Below are 18,016 nucleotides of genomic sequence, written 5' to 3' on the forward strand. Positions count from 1 at the left end.
AATCTATCTTAGAATCTAACCCCATTCTCCTAATGATGCCAAAATTTCTAGAATCTAAGCTTTTTGCTTACTTACAATATCAATGATAGTATCACCCACCATAAGAGCGATTTTTTCCATAAATTCTGCTGGAGAAGTAAAGCCTACGCATGAGCAATTAATTTCACCCAAGACATATTTATCCTTGCCTTGTGAATCCGTATCAAGAATAAAATCCGCTGTCCAAATGAGTGGTAAATCATAATTTCCTAGCTTGGATCGAATCTCTGGAAGTTGGGCTAAAAACCAATCAATAAGCGTTTGCCAATCTTTGGGTTCATCATAGCGATATTTTGCTCCACTAAAGAGTGTTGCAGAAAAGGCATCGCCACCTTCAGCTGGTTTTTTATGCACGACATATACAGGGGTTTTGTATAGCATAAGGATTCTAATCTCCCCTTCTTTGATACGCGGTAAAAATGTCATATCCACAAGCATACCATTATCGCCTACCAAATAATGCTCACAAAAATCCATAAATTCTCCCAATTTTCGCTCTTCTGTGTGGTTATCTTTGGCTTCTGTGCAGATTATTTTTGTATCAAGCGGTAGTGAATTAACCTTGCCATAATCATTTGGAGATTCTAAACGCACACGCCAAATTCCCTCGCCTGTAGATCCACGATTTTGCTTTAAGACACGCTCACCCTTAGCTAGAGTTTTTGGAAATGTTTTTTTGAAATCATGTATATCACTCCACGTTACCCCAATGCGTTTGGCTTCTGCTGGATCATAATACGCATAGGTATCGCTAGGCACAAGTTGTGTGTCTGCGAGTTTTGTGAGTGCATCTTTGGCTCCATAGCCTATCATTGCATCAGGATGAGGCATACCTACAAGCCCATCATCACAAAGTTTACGCAACACATCAAAATACAATTTTTCTTCCTTGAGATTCCCTGGATTGACGCGTGAGACATAGCCATCAGCAGTATTCTTGACATGCTCATAGATTTTGTTGCGCTCTGTTTGGTCTCGCAAAATATCATCAGTAAAAAAGATAACTTCCGCATTCCAACCCTTGGCTTTGAGTGCATTAACCATAGGCATAGTATCTTTTCTATAGCCATCAGGTCCTTTATCGCTTCCACCTCTTGCTTCAAAAAACACAATGTTCTTTTTCATACCCTCTCCTTTAATATAGATTACACTTTCATTGTATCCCATTTTTTTGGCAAGTTGTATAAAATCCCTTTATCTTGATATGAATCTAGCAAGCTAGTAACAAATATGAAGGTCTTGCAAAAATTAAGCAAGGATTATGTATTATCCGACGCACATTTTACCTATGACACTAAGGCTTTTGTTATGGATTATATACAAACATATCGCGATAAAGATTCTATTCTTGCTCTTGCGCACACGCTTAGCACATTAGCACCCAAGCTCCAAACACCACTTAGGATAATGGAAGTGTGCGGAGGACATACACATACCCTAATGAAATATGGATTATCAAAACTTTTGCCGCCAAACATTGAGTTTATCCATGGACCCGGCTGTCCTGTGTGTATTATGCCTCGTGGTCGCATAGATGAAGCATATCATATCGCTATGTGTCCTGATGTGATTTTGCTAACTCTTGGGGATATGATAAAAGTCCCAGGTAGCAATGGGAGTTTGCAAAATGCACGCGCAAAAGGCGCAGATGTGCGTTTTGTGTATTCGCCTATAGAGGTTATCAAAGTTGCGCAAGAAAACCCTCATAAAAAAGTTGTATTTTTTGCTATTGGTTTTGAAACGACAACACCTATGACGGCTGCACTTTTGGAGCAGTGCATAGCCTTAGGTCTTAATAATGTGTATTTTCATATTAATCATGTCCTTGTCCCACCACCACTAGAGCTTATACTTTCGCAACCAGATTGTCGGATCAATGCCCTTATTGCGCCATCTCATGTGAGTGTGATTAGTGGTGCAAAGATTTATGTCCCACTTTTAGAGCGCTTTGGGCTTCCTATTGTGGTGAGTGGCTTTGAACCTCTTGATATGATGCAAAGTATTCTCTCTATCACCAAACAAGCCTTAGAATCTATACCACGCCTTGAGATTCAGTATGCGCGAGTAGTCAATATGGAGGGCAATCTCAAGGCACAAGCAATGGTGGATCGTTATTTTTGTCCTAGAGATCATTTTGAATGGCGTGGTTTGGGCGATATTCCAAAATCTGCTTTATGCCTTAGAAAAGAGTTTGCGCAATATGACGCAGAAATAGCGTTTGCACAATATCTCCCAAAAGAACGCAAAGCAGATCATAAAGCGTGCTTGTGTGGAGAGATTCTTAAAGGTAATGCCAAGCCTATGGACTGCAAGGTTTTTGGCAAAGCTTGCACACCAAGCAATCCCATAGGAAGCTGTATGGTAAGTAGCGAGGGAGCGTGTGCGGCATATTATAAATATGGTTCTTTGTTGTAATGGATTTAGCAACAACACCAGAAGAGATTCTTATAGATTCAGCCAAGAGCTATTATACATATCTTGATGAACATAATTTGGGGCTAGAAGAGCTTAGAATCTTGAGTGCGAGTTTGGAGCAAGAGCGTCTTATTCTTACGCTTGGCACAAAGTTATTTTCGCAAGATGGTTTGGTGTTGGGGGTGGGTGAAACATTATTTGAACTTAGTGTTTATGGAGATATGCAATACAACCAAGAACACAGCATTTTAGAGGTTTCTCCAAATTATGAGCTGTTAGAATCTTTGGAGCAAATACGAGATTCTAAGATGCGTAAATCCACCAATGCTACATATAAACTTGTGCTAGAAAAACTAAAACTTTTTAGCGATCTTAAATTTTTAGTGCGCAATGTTGGGGAATTTGTCGCAAAGCATTCCCTCAAGCTTCCTAGTAAAAAACCTATAGCAGCCCCACAAATCCCTGCATATCTGAATGAATATCAAAAAAAGGCTTTGGATATGATTTTTTCTCAAAGCCTTAGCTATGTGTGGGGTGCGCCAGGCACAGGCAAGACACAAGTTGTGTTATTTGAGGCTGTGTATCATTATGCCAAGCAGGGCTTAAGAACGTGCGTGTTAGCACCGACAAATTCCGCACTAGAGCAGATTTTTATCACACTCATCGAGCATTTTAAAACAATGGATTTTGAGCTTAGCAATCTTTTGCGTCTTGGTATGCCTACGCAAAAATTTTTAAATCTGTATCCAGAATGTTGCGATCCAAACTTATTGATACAAAAAAATCAAATCTCACTTTTTGCCCAGCCAACTTCGCTCAAAAACCGCTTGAAAAATGCCCTTATCATCGGATTTACACTTGATGGATTCATTAAAAAAAGTGAAAGTCTTGAAATAGAATTTGCGCATTATTTTTTAGATGAATGCGCCTTTGCACCATTGGCAAAGGCGTGTGCGTTATGTGTAGATGATGTGCCTATCACGCTTTTTGGCGATCATAAACAGCTTATGCCAATTTGTGAGATGCCTCCAAAAGATCTAAAGGCACACCAAGAAGTCAATGTTTGGAATCTCTCCACCCTTTTTTTGGAAGAGTTTTTTACCAATCCCCAAGCAGTGCTACAAAAACAACCCACAGACACGCCCTTACTTAGCCATATAGCAGAGCTTAAATATACGCATCGATATGGCGATAATCTCGCACAGATCTTAGATTCTACGATTTATCATATAGGTTTGCAAGGACGCGATGAGGCGATGGAAGTGTATTGCATTGATAGTGGCACAAAGCGTGAAGCGCAAAATAATATTAGCCAAAATGAAGCTATTGCTATCCAAAAGCTTTATGCGTATCTTCACAAAAAATCTCTCACGCAAAGTCTTGGGATTATCACTCCTTTTGTCAATCAACGAAAACTTTTGCAAAAGACAATTACACATAGCGATATTAGCACCATACATAGTTCGCAAGGCAGAGAATGGGATAATGTGATCTTTTCACCTGTGGATTTGCACTACTATCTCACAGATTCAAGGCAAATTAGCGCACTTTTTGGGTTAAATGTCGCAATTAGTCGGCTGAAAAAACGCCTATTTATCGTGTGTGATTTGGGCTTTTGGCAACAGCAAGAGGGGCAATTTCTCCACGCTTTGCTTATGCGATCTACGCGTATTAATCTTTAACATATGGAGGCTGTATGAGAGATATTACTTTAGCACATGGTAGTGGCGGGATAGAATCCCAAGAACTTATACAAAGCGTTTTTCTAAAACACCTTGCACCACATATGCAAGGTAATGGAGAAGATGCGGGTATTGCGCGTGGATGCGCAGGCACATTTGCAATGAGCACGGACAGTTATGTGATTACTCCGTATACATTTCGGGGTGGCGATATTGGTAAATTAAGCGTGTGTGGTAGTAGCAATGATGTAGCAATGATGGGCGCGCGACCTATGTATATGAGTGCAGGATTTATCATCGAGGAAGGTTTTGATATACAGGAGCTAGAATCTCTTGTAAAATCTATGGCAGCTGAACTTATGCGCGGGAATCTAAAGCTTTTAAGCGCAGATACCAAAGTCGTGCCAAAAGGTAGTGTCGATAAAATTTTTATTAATACAACAGCGTATGGTGAAGTGATATATCAGAATCTTAGCGCATATAATCTCCAAAACGGGGATTGTATTATTGTGAGTGGTAATGTCGGCACACACGGAAGTATGGTATATTGTGAGCGTAATGAAATAGGATTGGTAAGTAGCTTGGAGAGTGATTGTGCGCAGTTATTTGGTATGCTAGAGACACTTTTTGTATCTGGTGTAGAAATTCACGCTTTGCGTGATGCGACGCGTGGAGGGATAGCGAGTGTGCTAAATGAATGGGCGCAAGCAAGCAATGTGGGTATTGATATAGAAGAATCGCATATACCGATTTTGGAGGAAGTGCGTGGTGTGTGCGAGATTTTGGGACTTGAGCCTTATGTGTTGGCTAATGAAGGAGTGTGTGTGCTCAGTGTGCCACAAAAAGATGTAGCAAAAACACTAGAGATTTTACACGCGCACCCTTTGGGAAAAAATGCGTGTGTGATTGGTAAAGTGCATACCAATATGCCACAAAAAGTGATTTTGCACAATCCCTATGGCACAAAAAGGTATTTAGAATATCCACAGGGTGAGATTCTGCCTAGAATCTGCTAGGTTTGGTGTATATGGGTTATGGTATTTTTGCATTAACAATGCTTTGTGTGTATATGCGCCCATTTAAGTTGCCTATATGGGTGTTTAGCACTCTTGGTGCGTTGTGTGTTTTTGTTTTTGGGGTGGTAAGTCTTGCTGATATTATGCTTGTGTGGGAGATTACAAAGCCTAGCACCTTTGCATTAATTGGGCTTATTTTGCTTAGTTTGGCATTTGAGAAACTTGGTTTTTTTACGCACCTTGCTTCGTGTATCACGCCACGCACACATTCTATACGCACTTGGAAATTTTTTGTTTTACTTATTGTTTTGGGTAGTGTTGTAAGTATTGTTTTTGCAAATGATGGGGCAATTTTGGTGCTAACACCTCTTGTTTTTGCACTTTTTTCCAACACGCACAATAAAGCAGCGCTAATCACTACCATATCGCCATTAGTAGTGTTTTTATTGCTTGTAAGCTTTGTGAGTGATTTTGCTTCCAATGCGCTTGTTATTTCAAATCTCACTAATATTATTACAGCACAAATGTTTAGTATCGAATTTTTGCATTTTGCATTGTCTTTGGCAATTCCCCAAATTTTTGGACTCTGTATGTTTGTGGGTGTAGCGTGGCTTTGTTTTAGGCGTTTTCTCCCACACACATTGCATTTTAGTCCAGAATCTAGCACCAAAGCCTATCCTTCTGCAATGACACTTGTTGTGTGTTATGTCATTGTTGTGATGTTGTTAGGGGGTATTGTTTTTGGCGAACGCTATGGAGTGAAATTGTATGTATTTTTGTTTGGTGCGAGTTTTGTAGCACTTGTGTATGCAAAAATCTTACAAGTTTTTAGCTTTAAATCCTTGGTGCAAGAAACACCTTTTTGTGTTATTGTTTTTAGTTTTGGACTTTTTGTTGTGGTATTTGGTGTGAAAAATGCGGGATTTTTAGAATCTATGCGTGAAATTTTTTCTCATGTAGATTCAGCACCACTTTTTGTGCAGATTTTTAGTGTAGGTATATTTTCAAGTCTTGGATCTAGCGTGATAAATAATCTTCCTATGGTGCTTTTAGGAAATTTGACGCTACAATCTTTCGGGTTAGATTCTCTTAGGGAGCAAGCGCTTGTTTTTGCGCATATATTGGGGTGCAATATCGGCTCTAAACTCACGCCTATAGGCTCACTTGCTACCTTGCTTTTTTTGCTAAAACTTCGAATCTATGGGATAAAGATTGCACTTTGGCAGTATATGGCTTTTGCCTTGATACTGAGTGTTTGTGTCTTGTTTGCCGCACTCTTTGGCTTGTGGATAAGCACACTTTTATTCATGTCTTAGTGCTTCGATTGGATTAAGTCTTGAGGCGCGTCTAGCAGGGAGATACCCAAATAGCACACCAATAAAGACAGAAAACAAAAAGGCTATAATTGCAGTAGGAATATCAAAAATAAAGGGCAAATCTTTGGCATACGCAAAGCCTAGCGATCCAAAAAATGCCAAAATAATTCCCATAATGCCCCCAAGCGCACTTAGCGTAACAGCCTCGATAAGAAATTGCAACAATACTTCACTCTGCAATGCACCAATCGCCATTCTTGTGCCAATTTCTTTGGTGCGTTCTGTGACAGATACAAGCATAATATTCATAATCCCTATGCCACCTACAAGCAAACTAACTCCTGCTACCAATCCTAAAAACATTGTTAGCACTTGGATATTGGAGGTAAAAGCTTGGGCGATTTGTTTGGTATCCATAATCTCAAAGGAATCGCGTTCTCCAGGTTTGACATTGCGAATCTTGCGTAGGGCATTTTGGAGTGCGAGATTGACTTCTAGTGAATCTTGATTATCTTGTGTGCGTATCATAATACGACTATAATTATTCATCGTGGTATTACCAGAAATAGAGCGCGAAAATGTTTTCATTGGTAACAAAAGCACATCATCTTGATCATTGCCCATACCACCTTGTCCCTTAGATTCAAGCACACCCACGCATTCACATACGATATTGCTTAGGCGGATTTTTGTCCCCAAGGGATTTTTTTCTCCAAAGAGATTTTTACGCACAGATTCACCAATCACACACACATTGCTTCCCATTTTATATTCATTGTCTTCAAAAACCCTACCTTGTGCGCTATCCCATTGTGTAACTTCAAAAAAATGCTTATCAACGCCTTGAACTTGTGTTGTTGTATTTTGAGATTGGAATTGCAAAAGCGTAGAGCTTTGTGATATAGGGGCGATTGCAGCGACATATCCACGCATACGCTCATTAAGCTCCTTGACTTCTTGGGCTGTGAAATTACGCCTAAGATTTGATCCACCTAGATTCATAGCGCGTGCTGGAAATACAAGAATGATATTTCGCCCAAGCGAGGTAAATGTATCACTAGTTTGCTTGGTAACACCATTGCCTAGACTTATCATTGTTACAACCGCACCCACACCAATAATCACCCCAAGCATTGTCAAAAAGGCACGCAAAAAATTGCGCCGAATCTGCCTAAGCGCAAGGACAAAAGCATTAAGTAGCATAATAAATCCCCTTATACAAGCTTGCCATCTAGGCAGTGAATTTCTCTACTAGCATATCGTGCCATATCTGGTTCGTGTGTTACCATAAGGATTGTTATGCCAAGCGTTGTATTAAGCTCACACAAAATCTCCATAATTTCTACGCTTCGCTTTGTGTCAAGATTACCCGTTGGTTCATCAGCAAGTAAAAAAAGAGGCTTTGAGGCGATAGCTCTTGCGATTGCTACGCGTTGTTGTTGTCCACCGCTAAGCTTTGCGCTTGTATGATCTGCCCACTCACGCAACCCCACGCGCTCTAAGGCTTGTAGGGCAATTTCTTTGCGTTTGTCTTTTTTGATACCACGATACATAAGTGGTAACTCTACATTTTCAAGGGCTGTTGTGCGTGCAAGAAGGTTAAATCCTTGAAAGATAAAGCCTATATAATTTCTGCGCAAAAGTGCTCGTTGATTTTGTGTGAGGGAAAATACATTGATTCCACAGAATCTATACACCCCTTTGGTGCCTACATCAAGTGTGCCAAGGATATTGGCAAGACTAGATTTTCCTGAACCACTTGGTCCCATAAGCGCGATAAATTCGCCCTGTTTGATTTCTAGGCTTATACCCTTTAGGGCTTCAAAGGCATTTTCGCCCTTGCCATAGGTTTTATGCACATCTTCTAGCACGATAAATTCTTCCATCACATTTTCCTATATGTTAGTCAGCCTTAATAGCTGTAATGATTATGCTTTGTGCGTCTATACCGCTAAGAATCTGTGTGTATTGTCCATCAGAGATTCCAACTTCTACATTCACTGCCTCTGGAATATTGTTTTTTAATACCCATAAAGTAGCATTCTTTTTTGTTTGCGATGTGCCTTGTATTTGTTGCTTGGGTGGTCTTGGTGGGGCAAAAAATGATCCTATGGATTGAGATTTTGTAGGTGTGGCTTTTTGGAGAGCTTTATTGAGATCAAAATATAGCGCGCTGCTTGGCACAAGCAAGGCATTGTCGGCTTTGGCAATGATAATATCAGCAGTCGCACTCATATTAGGACGCAAAAGTAAGTCTTTGTTATCTACTTCAATGCGTGCAATATAGCTTACAATTTCTGATGAAGAACTGCTAGATGAGCTACTTGAACTACTAGAGCTGCTAGAGCTTGAGCTTCCATCACCAGAGCCAAAATTAACCTTATTGACTTTTGCTGTGAATGTTTTGTTAGGGTAGGCATCAACGCTAAAATGCACTTCTTGTCCTTCTTGTATCTTGCCAATATCTGCCTCTGAAATATTGGCTTTTAGCACCATTTCTTCAAGTTTTTCTGCAACTTTAAAAAGCACTGGAGCTTGGAAACTTGCCGCGACACTTTGCCCCACCTCTACGCTTTTTGTTAAGATCACACCATCAATGGGCGTAACAATATTAGAATTTTTAAGATCAATACTTGCGCTTTGTATGCTTGTTTCTATTTCGACAATAGAGGCTTTTTTGATATCTACATCGGATTTTGCGGAGGTATAGGCAGTTTTGGCATTTTGGAGCTCAAGTTGTGAGGGGGCTTTGCCACCTGTGCTTTCATATACATCAAGTAACCTATCATAATTCCATTTTTTATCTATGAGTGTCTGCTCACTTGCCTTAAGTTGTGCTTTTGCAGAGTTTAGTTGGGCTTTGTAACGAGCAATTTCTTGGTTGATGGTTTCGGGATTTATGCGTGCTAAGACTTCTCCTTTTTGCACACGATCATTTTCTTCTACAAGCACTTCAAGCACGATACCAGAAATCACACTCCCAATTTCTACTTCATTGGTTGGGGAGAGCGATCCTGATGCAGAAACACTTGATTGGATTGGTCCTTGTGTGGGAGTGATTGTTTCATAATGTATGCTAGGAGTGTGAAATTTCCAAAAATACACTACCACGCCAAGTATGATAAGACATACAATGCTTATACTAGCAATCCATACACGATTAAGATACCTTTTTTTGGGATTGAGTGTGTCATAAATATTCATTGTTATTCTCCTTTGGGTGTTTGATCTATGTTTTGTGAAGGCTTATCATCTAATGCCTGTATATACAAAGCACCGCCAAAAGCCTTAAATAATGTAATAACAGATATGATTTCATTAACTTGGGCAGTAAAATATTGTGTTTGTGTAGAAAGATAGGTATTTGTGCTATTTAAAAATGTATTTGTATCTATGATTCCGCGTTGCCATTGCACATTATCAGTTTGATATGCTTGTTTACTTATCTCAAAGACAGCCTTATTGTTTTGGACTTGTCGTTGTTTAGAATCTTTATCAAAAAGGGCATTTTCTATTTCACTTACTGCCGTGTTTATAGTGTTTTGGAGTGTATAAAAAGCCTCTTTACTAAGTTCTTGTTGGATTTTATAATTCTCTCTTAGGCTCGTGCGATTTAAAAGCGGTGCGGCAAGAGAGTTTGCGATTTGAAAGACAAGGGAATTTGATGCTATATTGCTATAGAGTATCTGCCCAATCGATCCGCTAAGCGATATGCTAGGAAGTTGCGCTGCTTTGGCATTTGTGGCTTTGTAAAGTTGGGAATGCAAGGCAAATACACTTGCTTGCACATCAGGACGCTCTAATAACACATCAGCAGGAATGCTATGCACATCAAATGTCGCTATGCGTGGCAAGGTATTTGATGAATCTAAAAACTGCATAGGAGATTCTAGAGATTCTAGGCTTGTAAGATCTAATAAAACCAACAAGGCATTTTTATTTTGTTCGTATGTGTAGCGTAGAGATTCTAAAGTATTTTGTTGGGTAAGAAAGGCAGCCTTTATATCTTTGTAAGCGCTAAGTGTGATAAGTCCTTTTTGGTATTGTTGTTGGCTTATGCTATCAATTTCGCGGAGATTCTCTAGTATTTGGGTATTATGCACGATAGCATACGCATTATCTTTTAGTGTAAAATATAGAGTGCTTACTTCCGCAAGGAGTGAGATTTGAGCATTTTGTAGATTCGCTTGTGCAGCTTCTTGATCTTTTTTGCTTGATTGTCGCAGGGCATTGAGTTTGCCAAAAAGATCAACTTCCCAGCTTAATGAAAGATTTGCGCTTGTAGAATTCGTGCCAGGTCGGATTACAAGACTTTGGCTTTGAGTGCGCCTATCGGTGTAATTTGTGCCAACGTTACCATTTATGGTGGGAAACATTGATGCGGTGTTGATTTTGACTTGTGATTTTGCTTGATTGAGGCGTGAAGCCATAATAAGGACATTTGTATTACGCTCTAGCGCTATGTCTAGGAGTTTGTGTAATTGCACATCATCAAAAAGTTTATAGAATCTTGCAATAGGTGTGTCCAAAAGCTCCTGTGTAGATGTGTTTGTAGAAGATATATGATTGCGAAATGATGTGGGAATATGGGTTTGTTGTTGTAATTCTTGTGTGGTGGGGAGTTTGGTAGAACACGCACAAAGTATAAGTGTTATAGTAATGGATATTATTGTGTGCTTCAATGCCACTCCTTGTTTTGTTTTGGGTGTGTAATATTATGAAACAAAGGTGAAATAGATGTGAATTTTTCTCTATATAAAAATCTATACTTTTTAGGTAATTCTTAATATATTTTTTCTACAATTCTATCCTTAATTCCAAAATTCACATCAAAAGAGACTACTTATGCAAAATATACGAAATATCGCTGTTATCGCGCACGTTGACCATGGTAAAACGACTTTAGTAGATGGGCTGCTCACACAATCAGGCACTTTTAGTGAGCGTGAGCAAATCGATGAGCGGGTAATGGATTCTAATGATTTGGAGCGTGAGCGAGGGATTACTATCCTTTCAAAAAACACTGCTATCAATTATAAAGGCACAAAAATTAATATTATCGATACACCCGGACACGCCGATTTTGGCGGTGAGGTTGAGCGTGTGCTAAAAATGGTTGATGGCGTGTTACTTCTTGTTGATGCACAAGAAGGCGTAATGCCACAAACAAAGTTTGTTGTCAAAAAGGCTCTAAGCTTTGGAATCCGCCCTATTGTGGTGGTAAATAAAATCGATAAACCCGCAGCTGAACCAGATCGAGTGGTTGATGAAGTATTTGATTTATTTGTGGCAATGGAAGCTACAGATTATCAGCTTGATTTTCCTGTGATTTATGCTGCAGCACGCGATGGCTATGCGATGAAAAATCTTGAAGATGAAAAGAAAAATCTTGAGCCACTTTTTGAAGCGATTTTAGAATATGTCCCTGCTCCTAGCGGTAGCAGTGAAGAGCCATTGCAAATGCAAATTTTTACACTCGATTATGATAATTATGTAGGAAAAATTGGTATTGCTCGAGTGTTTAATGGCAAGGTGAAAAAGGGCGAAAATGTAATGCTTGCTAAAAGCGATGGCGAAAAAGAAACCGGCAGAATCACCAAGCTTATAGGGTTTTTGGGCTTAGCACGCACCGAAATAGAATCTGCTCAAGCAGGAGATATTGTAGCGGTAGCAGGTTTTAATACCATTGATGTTGGAGATTCTATCGTAGATCCTGCTAATCCTATGCCTTTGGATCCTATGCACTTAGAAGAGCCGACAATGAGTGTGTATTTTGCGGTTAATGATAGCCCATTGGCAGGATTAGAGGGCAAACATGTAACGGCTAACAAGCTTAAAGATAGATTGTTAAAAGAAATGCAAACAAACATCGCGATGAAATGCGAAGAAATGGGCGAGGGAAAATTCCGCGTTTCTGGGCGTGGAGAGCTACAAATCACTATTTTGGCAGAGAATTTGCGCCGCGAGGGGTTTGAGTTTAGTATATCGCGCCCTGAAGTGATTATCAAAGAAGAAAATGGCGTCAAACTTGAGCCTTTTGAACATCTTGTGATAGATACGCCACAGGATTTTAGTGGAGCGATTATTGAGCGCTTGGGCAAACGCAAGGCTGAAATGAAAGCTATGAATCCTATGGGTGATGGATATACACGTTTGGAGTTTGAGATTCCAGCGCGTGGGCTTATTGGATATAGAAGCGAGTTTTTGACTGACACAAAAGGCGAGGGTGTGATGAATCACAGCTTTTTGGAGTTTCGACCTTTTAGCGGTAGTGTAGAATCTCGCAAAAATGGCGCACTTGTTTCTATGGAAAATGGTGAGGCGACAGGATTCTCACTCTTTAATATCCAAGAACGAGGCGTGCTTTTTATCACTCCACAGACAAAAGTATATGTGGGTATGGTGATTGGTGAGCATAGCAGAGATAATGATCTTGATGTCAATCCTATTAAGGCGAAACATTTGACAAATATGCGCGCAAGTGGGAGTGATGATGCTATCAAGCTTGTGCCACCAAGGGATTTGACACTTGAGCGCGCATTAGAATGGATAGAAGATGATGAGATTTTGGAGGTTACGCCTCTTAACATTAGGGTGCGAAAAAAATATCTTGATCCTACCGAGCGTAGGCGTATGACAAGAAATAAATAAAAAGAAAGGAGCAGATAGTATGGACAAATTTTTAGAGGGCGTGGCTATGCGCCATGCGTGTAAGGTTTTTGATGAAAATAAACAAATCCCTAAAGAACAATTTGACAATATTTTGCAAGTAGGGTATGCAGCACCAAGCTCTTTTGGTATGGAGCCTACACGCTTGATTGTGTTGAGGGATAAAAAAGCAAGGCAAGAAGTCCGCGCATTGTGTTGGGATCAAAAACAAATTACTACTGCTTCAGAACTTGTGATTTTTAAAACACTAAAAACCGATTTACTTGCCCACACAAATTATGTGCAGCAAGCACTCCAGCGCAAACAAAAAACCCCAGAGGAAATTGCAGCATACAAAGAGCGCTATGGATCTTATCTTATTGCGCGTGGTTATGATGATTATAAGATAGGCTATTGGAGTGCATTACAGAGCTATATTATCGCTACTTCTATGATGGATTATGCGTCATATTTGGGTATTGATACCTGTATGCTTGAGGGCTTTGATAAAAAGGCTTTAGAATCTTATTTTGGACTTGATAAGGAAAAAGAGCAGATTACTTTGCTTTTGGCATTTGGATATAGGATTAATCCTCAATCCAAGCGTTATAGAATTGATTTTGATGAATTTGTGCAATACAAGTAAGGAGTAGCTATGCTAGATGTTATCACCGTTGTTAAGCGGAGTGGAAGAATCGAGACACTTGATATCTCAAAGATTCAAAAATACACAGCAAGTGCAGTCGAAGGACTAGAAGGTGTCAATCAAAGCGAACTAGAAGTTGATGCTAAGATTCACTTCAAAGACAAAATTACAACAGAGCAGATTCAAAAAACACTTATCCAAACAGCGGTAGATAAGATCGATATTGATGTGCCAAATTGGACTTTTGTCGCAGCTAGATTGTTTTTGTATGATTTGTATCACAAGGTTTCTGGCTACACAGGCTATAAAAAACTTCACGAATATTTTGAGCGCGGAGAGAGAGAGGGCAAGATTCTAAAGGGCTTAAAAGAAAAATTTGATTTAGATCTCTTAGATTCCAAAATCGATCCAAAGCGTGATTTGCAGTTTAATTATCTTGGGATTAAAACCCTTTATGATCGTTATTTGCTAAAAGATGCCAATAATCAACCCATAGAATTACCACAACATATGTTTATGGCAATTGCGATGTTTTTGGCGCAGAATGAAAAAGAACCAAATGAATGGGCGATTAAGTTTTATGATATGATTTCTAAATTTGAGGTTATTTGTGCCACGCCAACTCTTGCAAACGCACGCACTACACGCCACCAACTTAGCTCTTGTTATGTGGGTAGCACGCCAGATAATATTGAGGGTATTTTTGACGCCTATAAAGAAATGGCGCTTTTAAGCAAATATGGCGGAGGTATCGGCTGGGATGTAAGTCGTGTGCGAGGTTTGGGAAGTTTTATCGATGGACACAAAAATGCTGCTGGTGGTGTTGTGCCATTTTTAAAGATTGCCAATGATGTGGCAATTGCTGTCGATCAGCTAGGCACGAGAAAGGGTGCGATTGCTACATATTTAGAGATATGGCATACCGATGTGTCGGATTTTATCGATTTGCGTAAAAATTCTGGCGAAGAGAGACGACGCACACACGATCTTTTCCCTGCATTGTGGATTTGCGATCTTTTTATGAAGCGTGTTGAAGCCAATGAACATTGGACACTTTTTGATCCTTATCAATGCGGCGATCTCACAGAGCTTTATGGCGAAGCATTTGAGAAGCGCTATATAGAATACGAAAATGATTCAAGTATCCTAAAAGAACAAATCAATGCCAAAGAATTGTGGAAAAAGATTTTGACAAATTACTTTGAATCTGGATTGCCATTTTTGTGTTTCAAAGATAACGCCAATCGGTGCAACCCAAATGCACACGCAGGAATTATCAGAAGCTCAAACCTTTGCACAGAGATTTTTCAAAACACAAATCCTAATCATTATGTGGTGGAAGTGGAATTTGAAGATGGTAGCTTTATGGAATTTGAAGAAACCGATGAGGTGGTGACAGATTGTGGCGTGCGCAAAAAAGCAAATAAAATTACAAGCATAGATTCTATCAATGGCAAAAAAGTCTTTATTGCTTCACGCAAGGCACAAGATGGACAAACTGCCGTTTGTAACCTTGCAAGTGTGAATCTAAGTAAGATTCATACCAAAGAGGACATAGAGCGCGTTATTCCTATCGCAATACGTATGCTTGATAATGTTATTGATTTGAATTTTTATCCAAATAGAAAAGTCAAAGTAACCAATATGCTAAATCGCGCTATCGGATTAGGCATAATGGGTGAGGCAGAAATGCTTGCCACACAAAATATCGAGTGGGGATCTGATGAGCATTTAGCAAAGATTGATGAAATTATGGAGCTTATTAGTTTTAATGCCATTAATGCAAGTAGCGACCTAGCGCAACAAAAGGGCGTATATCCACAATTTGAAGGATCAAATTGGAGTAAGGGAATCTTCCCAATCGACCTTGCAAACAAAGAAGCCCTAAAGCTTGTAAATCGTAATTTGCTTGATCAATCTTGCGATTGGAGTGCCTTGAGGCAAAAAGTTATGTCACAAGGTATGCGCAATGGCTATCTTATGGCGATAGCACCGACAAGCTCAATTTCTATCCTTGTGGGGACTACACAAACTATTGAGCCTGTGTATAAACGCAAATGGTTTGAAGAGAATCTTAGCGGACTTATCCCTGTGGTTGTGCCAAATCTCACGCTTGAAACTTGGAATTACTATACTTCAGCCTATGATATTGATCAAACCAAAATCATCAAAGCCGCTGCTGTGCGACAAAAATGGATTGATCAAGGACAAAGCACAAATATTTTTATCCGCTTAGATCTTGCAGGTGGTAAATTGCTCAATGACATTTATACTCTAGCGTGGAAACTAGGGCTTAAATCTACATATTACCTCCGATCCCAAAGTCCAGATATAGAAGAAAAAATGGATCGTAGCATTGAATGCTATAACTGCCAATAAGCACCCACTTATCCTCGCACAGACCGATACAACTATCGGTTTTTTGTGTGAGCAACAAACTCCTATTAACAAAGCCAAAAACCGCCACAAACTTACCCTAAGAGAAGCTAGAGATTTTCAAATCTTGCGCCTTGTTGTGCGTGTCCCAAAGACACATAGACGCCTTGTGCGTAGAGCAAGGCATACAAGCTTTGTGTATCCAAATGGTTGTGGTGTGCGTGTCGTGGCGAGTGATAGCCCACACCAAAGCCTTTTGCATTATTATCCGCTCCTTTTTTCCTCATCGGCAAATGTGCATACTAAGCATTTTGATCCGCACTATGCGGTGCAAATGTGTGATATGTATGTGCTAGATTCTAGAGGTTGGCGCGAGTGCAAGCCCTCTAGTATCGTGCGACTTGGTAAGCACAAAAAGCAAAAAATTCGCTAAGTATCACAATGCTAAAATCGCAATTACAATGCGCAATATGACAAAGGAAGATTCTATGAGAGTTGATAAATTCTTAAATACTACCAATATTGTAAAACGCCGCTCCATTGCACAAGATATGTGTGATAGCGGTGTTGTGGCAGTCAATGACAAACCTGTCAAAAGCTCCAAAGAAGTCAAAAAAGGCGATATTATCACGCTTACTTATCTTGAATACACCAAAACATATGAGGTGCTTGAGATTCCCACAACTAAAAATGTGCCAAAAAATCAAAGCGCACTATATGTCAAGGCTGTGGATCAGTAAGCCTTAGCAATCTTTATAAAAATCCTCTGGGAAACTTTTTGGCGAGATTGTATCGCTAAGTGGGCTAAATTCTTTATGCGCATACGCCTCACACGCCAAACGACCAATCATAGCGGCATTATCAGCGCAAAACTCAAGCGGTGCTAAAAGTAGGGTTTTGTCAAACTCTTGGCATAAAGATTCTATCTTTGTGCGTAGCAATGTATTAGCACTTGCTCCACCAACTACCCCAAAATGCGTGAATCTATCGCTATATTGTTGAAAATAGATTCGCAATTTATGCAGGATATGCGTGCAAGCAGCTTCTTGAAAACTTGCGCATATTTGTTCTTTTGAGAGGTTATCTTGCGCCTTTGCTATCTCCAAACGCACCGCATTTTTAAGCCCCGAAAAGCTATAAGCAAGGCGCTTATCGTGCAAAAGCGGTATAGGCATGGGCAGGAGTGTGCCACTATAATTTTTTGCATAAGATTCTACGATAGGCCCCCCCGGATAGCCCAAAGAAAGCATTTTTGCCACCTTATCAAAACTCTCCCCAAAGCTATCATCAAGGCTTTGTGCTACAAGCATGATGTGATGATAATCTCGCATATGCAAAATTTGCGTGTGTCCGCCTGAAACAAGCAACACACCCAATCCCTCGCCAATTTGCGTGGGTTTGTCGATAAAAAGCGAGTAAATATGCCCCTTGAGATGATTAAGACAAAGCAGTGGGATTTCAAGGCTTAGGGCTAGGGCATTTGCCATACACATACCCTCACTAAGCGTCACGCTAAGCCCTGGGCGATTGGCAATAGCAATAGCTTTGAGCGGTGCAAATGGCGCGCGTGTGTCATATGTCGCACACAAGAAGTCTTTTACTTTTTCCAAAAGTATAGGGAGGTTTTGGGCGTGTAGGCGTGAGGCGATTTCTGGCACCACACCGCCAAATGGACTATGATATGAATCTTGAGAAAGCTTTGTGTGAAAGAGGAGCTTATGATCTGCAATGCGTGTGAGCGCCAAAGAGCTATCATCACAACTAGATTCTATGCTTAAAATCATACTAACGCGCTCCTTTACAAAACTTCCACAAAAGAGGCGTGATTATAGCATTTGTTTAGGTTTTAAAAAATAAAAGACTATAATTGACACATTA

At 39.9% G+C, this 18,016-nt stretch carries 15 protein-coding genes; 9 read left to right on the forward strand and 6 right to left on the reverse strand.

Features of this window, described 5'->3' with window-relative positions; genetic code table 11:
• Window positions 1–54 precede the first annotated feature (54 nt).
• On the reverse strand, window positions 55–1,164 hold the full coding sequence (locus B9T66_RS05015) for a Cj0069 family protein (RefSeq protein ID WP_095627897.1): 1,110 nt from the start codon (window positions 1,162–1,164) through the stop codon (window positions 55–57).
• Between the two features lie 183 nt (window positions 1,165–1,347).
• On the opposite strand from B9T66_RS05015, the gene hypD reads away from it, so the two are divergent.
• Genes hypD through B9T66_RS05035 form a run of 4 tightly spaced genes read left to right on the forward strand, consistent with a single transcriptional unit; the run spans window position 1,348 to window position 6,468 of the window.
• Window positions 1,348–2,454 carry a hydrogenase formation protein HypD gene (gene hypD, locus B9T66_RS05020; RefSeq protein ID WP_095627898.1) on the forward strand — a complete coding sequence of 369 codons (1,107 nt, stop codon included), beginning with the start codon at window positions 1,348–1,350 and terminating at the stop codon, window positions 2,452–2,454.
• Window positions 2,454–4,136, forward strand: a complete 1,683-nt coding sequence (locus tag B9T66_RS05025; RefSeq protein ID WP_095627899.1) for an AAA domain-containing protein — start codon at window positions 2,454–2,456, stop codon at window positions 4,134–4,136. The genes hypD and B9T66_RS05025 overlap by 1 nt, the downstream gene beginning before the upstream one ends.
• A gap of 14 nt (window positions 4,137–4,150) precedes the next feature.
• Entirely contained in the window at window positions 4,151–5,152 is a 1,002-nt protein-coding gene (hypE, locus tag B9T66_RS05030; protein WP_095627900.1) for a hydrogenase expression/formation protein HypE, read from the forward strand.
• A gap of 11 nt (window positions 5,153–5,163) precedes the next feature.
• Window positions 5,164–6,468, forward strand: a complete 1,305-nt coding sequence (locus tag B9T66_RS05035; protein WP_095627901.1) for an ArsB/NhaD family transporter — start codon at window positions 5,164–5,166, stop codon at window positions 6,466–6,468.
• Here the strand turns inward: B9T66_RS05035 and B9T66_RS05040 are convergent.
• Genes B9T66_RS05040 through B9T66_RS05055 form a run of 4 tightly spaced genes read right to left on the reverse strand, consistent with a single transcriptional unit; the run spans window position 6,454 to window position 11,156 of the window.
• Complete coding sequence (locus tag B9T66_RS05040; protein WP_095627902.1) at window positions 6,454–7,671, reverse strand: ABC transporter permease; 1,218 nt, start codon at window positions 7,669–7,671, stop codon at window positions 6,454–6,456. The genes B9T66_RS05035 and B9T66_RS05040 overlap by 15 nt on opposite strands.
• A gap of 11 nt (window positions 7,672–7,682) precedes the next feature.
• Entirely contained in the window at window positions 7,683–8,354 is a 672-nt protein-coding gene (locus tag B9T66_RS05045; protein ID WP_095627903.1) for an ABC transporter ATP-binding protein, read from the reverse strand.
• 16 nt (window positions 8,355–8,370) lie between these two features.
• On the reverse strand, window positions 8,371–9,672 hold the full coding sequence (locus B9T66_RS05050) for an efflux RND transporter periplasmic adaptor subunit (RefSeq protein WP_095627904.1): 1,302 nt from the start codon (window positions 9,670–9,672) through the stop codon (window positions 8,371–8,373).
• Between the two features lie 2 nt (window positions 9,673–9,674).
• Entirely contained in the window at window positions 9,675–11,156 is a 1,482-nt protein-coding gene (locus tag B9T66_RS05055; protein WP_374220125.1) for a TolC family protein, read from the reverse strand.
• 157 nt (window positions 11,157–11,313) lie between these two features.
• On the opposite strand from B9T66_RS05055, the gene typA reads away from it, so the two are divergent.
• From typA to B9T66_RS05080, 5 genes are read left to right on the forward strand one after another with little or no spacing between them, the layout of a single operon-like run.
• The gene (gene typA, locus B9T66_RS05060; RefSeq protein WP_095627905.1) at window positions 11,314–13,119 is read left to right on the forward strand and encodes a translational GTPase TypA; all 1,806 of its coding nucleotides are present in this window, start codon (window positions 11,314–11,316) and stop codon (window positions 13,117–13,119) included.
• Between the two features lie 19 nt (window positions 13,120–13,138).
• Entirely contained in the window at window positions 13,139–13,762 is a 624-nt protein-coding gene (locus B9T66_RS05065) for an NAD(P)H-dependent oxidoreductase (protein WP_095627906.1), read from the forward strand.
• A 9-nt stretch (window positions 13,763–13,771) separates the two neighbouring features.
• The gene (locus tag B9T66_RS05070) at window positions 13,772–16,141 is read left to right on the forward strand and encodes a ribonucleoside-diphosphate reductase subunit alpha (protein ID WP_095627907.1); all 2,370 of its coding nucleotides are present in this window, start codon (window positions 13,772–13,774) and stop codon (window positions 16,139–16,141) included.
• Entirely contained in the window at window positions 16,119–16,571 is a 453-nt protein-coding gene (locus tag B9T66_RS05075; RefSeq protein ID WP_095627908.1) for a Sua5 YciO YrdC YwlC family protein, read from the forward strand. Before B9T66_RS05070 ends, B9T66_RS05075 begins: the two co-directional genes overlap by 23 nt.
• A 55-nt stretch (window positions 16,572–16,626) precedes the next feature.
• Entirely contained in the window at window positions 16,627–16,878 is a 252-nt protein-coding gene (locus tag B9T66_RS05080) for an RNA-binding S4 domain-containing protein (protein ID WP_095627943.1), read from the forward strand.
• A 3-nt stretch (window positions 16,879–16,881) separates the two neighbouring features.
• Here the strand turns inward: B9T66_RS05080 and tsaD are convergent, their stop codons facing one another.
• Window positions 16,882–17,922 (reverse strand): tRNA (adenosine(37)-N6)-threonylcarbamoyltransferase complex transferase subunit TsaD, encoded by a 1,041-nt coding sequence (tsaD, locus tag B9T66_RS05085; protein WP_095627909.1) that lies wholly within the window; start codon window positions 17,920–17,922, stop codon window positions 16,882–16,884.
• Window positions 17,923–18,016 lie beyond the last annotated feature (94 nt).

Origin of the sequence: Helicobacter sp. TUL, assembly GCF_002287135.1 — a bacterium.
Classification (GTDB): Bacteria; Campylobacterota; Campylobacteria; order Campylobacterales; family Helicobacteraceae; genus Helicobacter_F.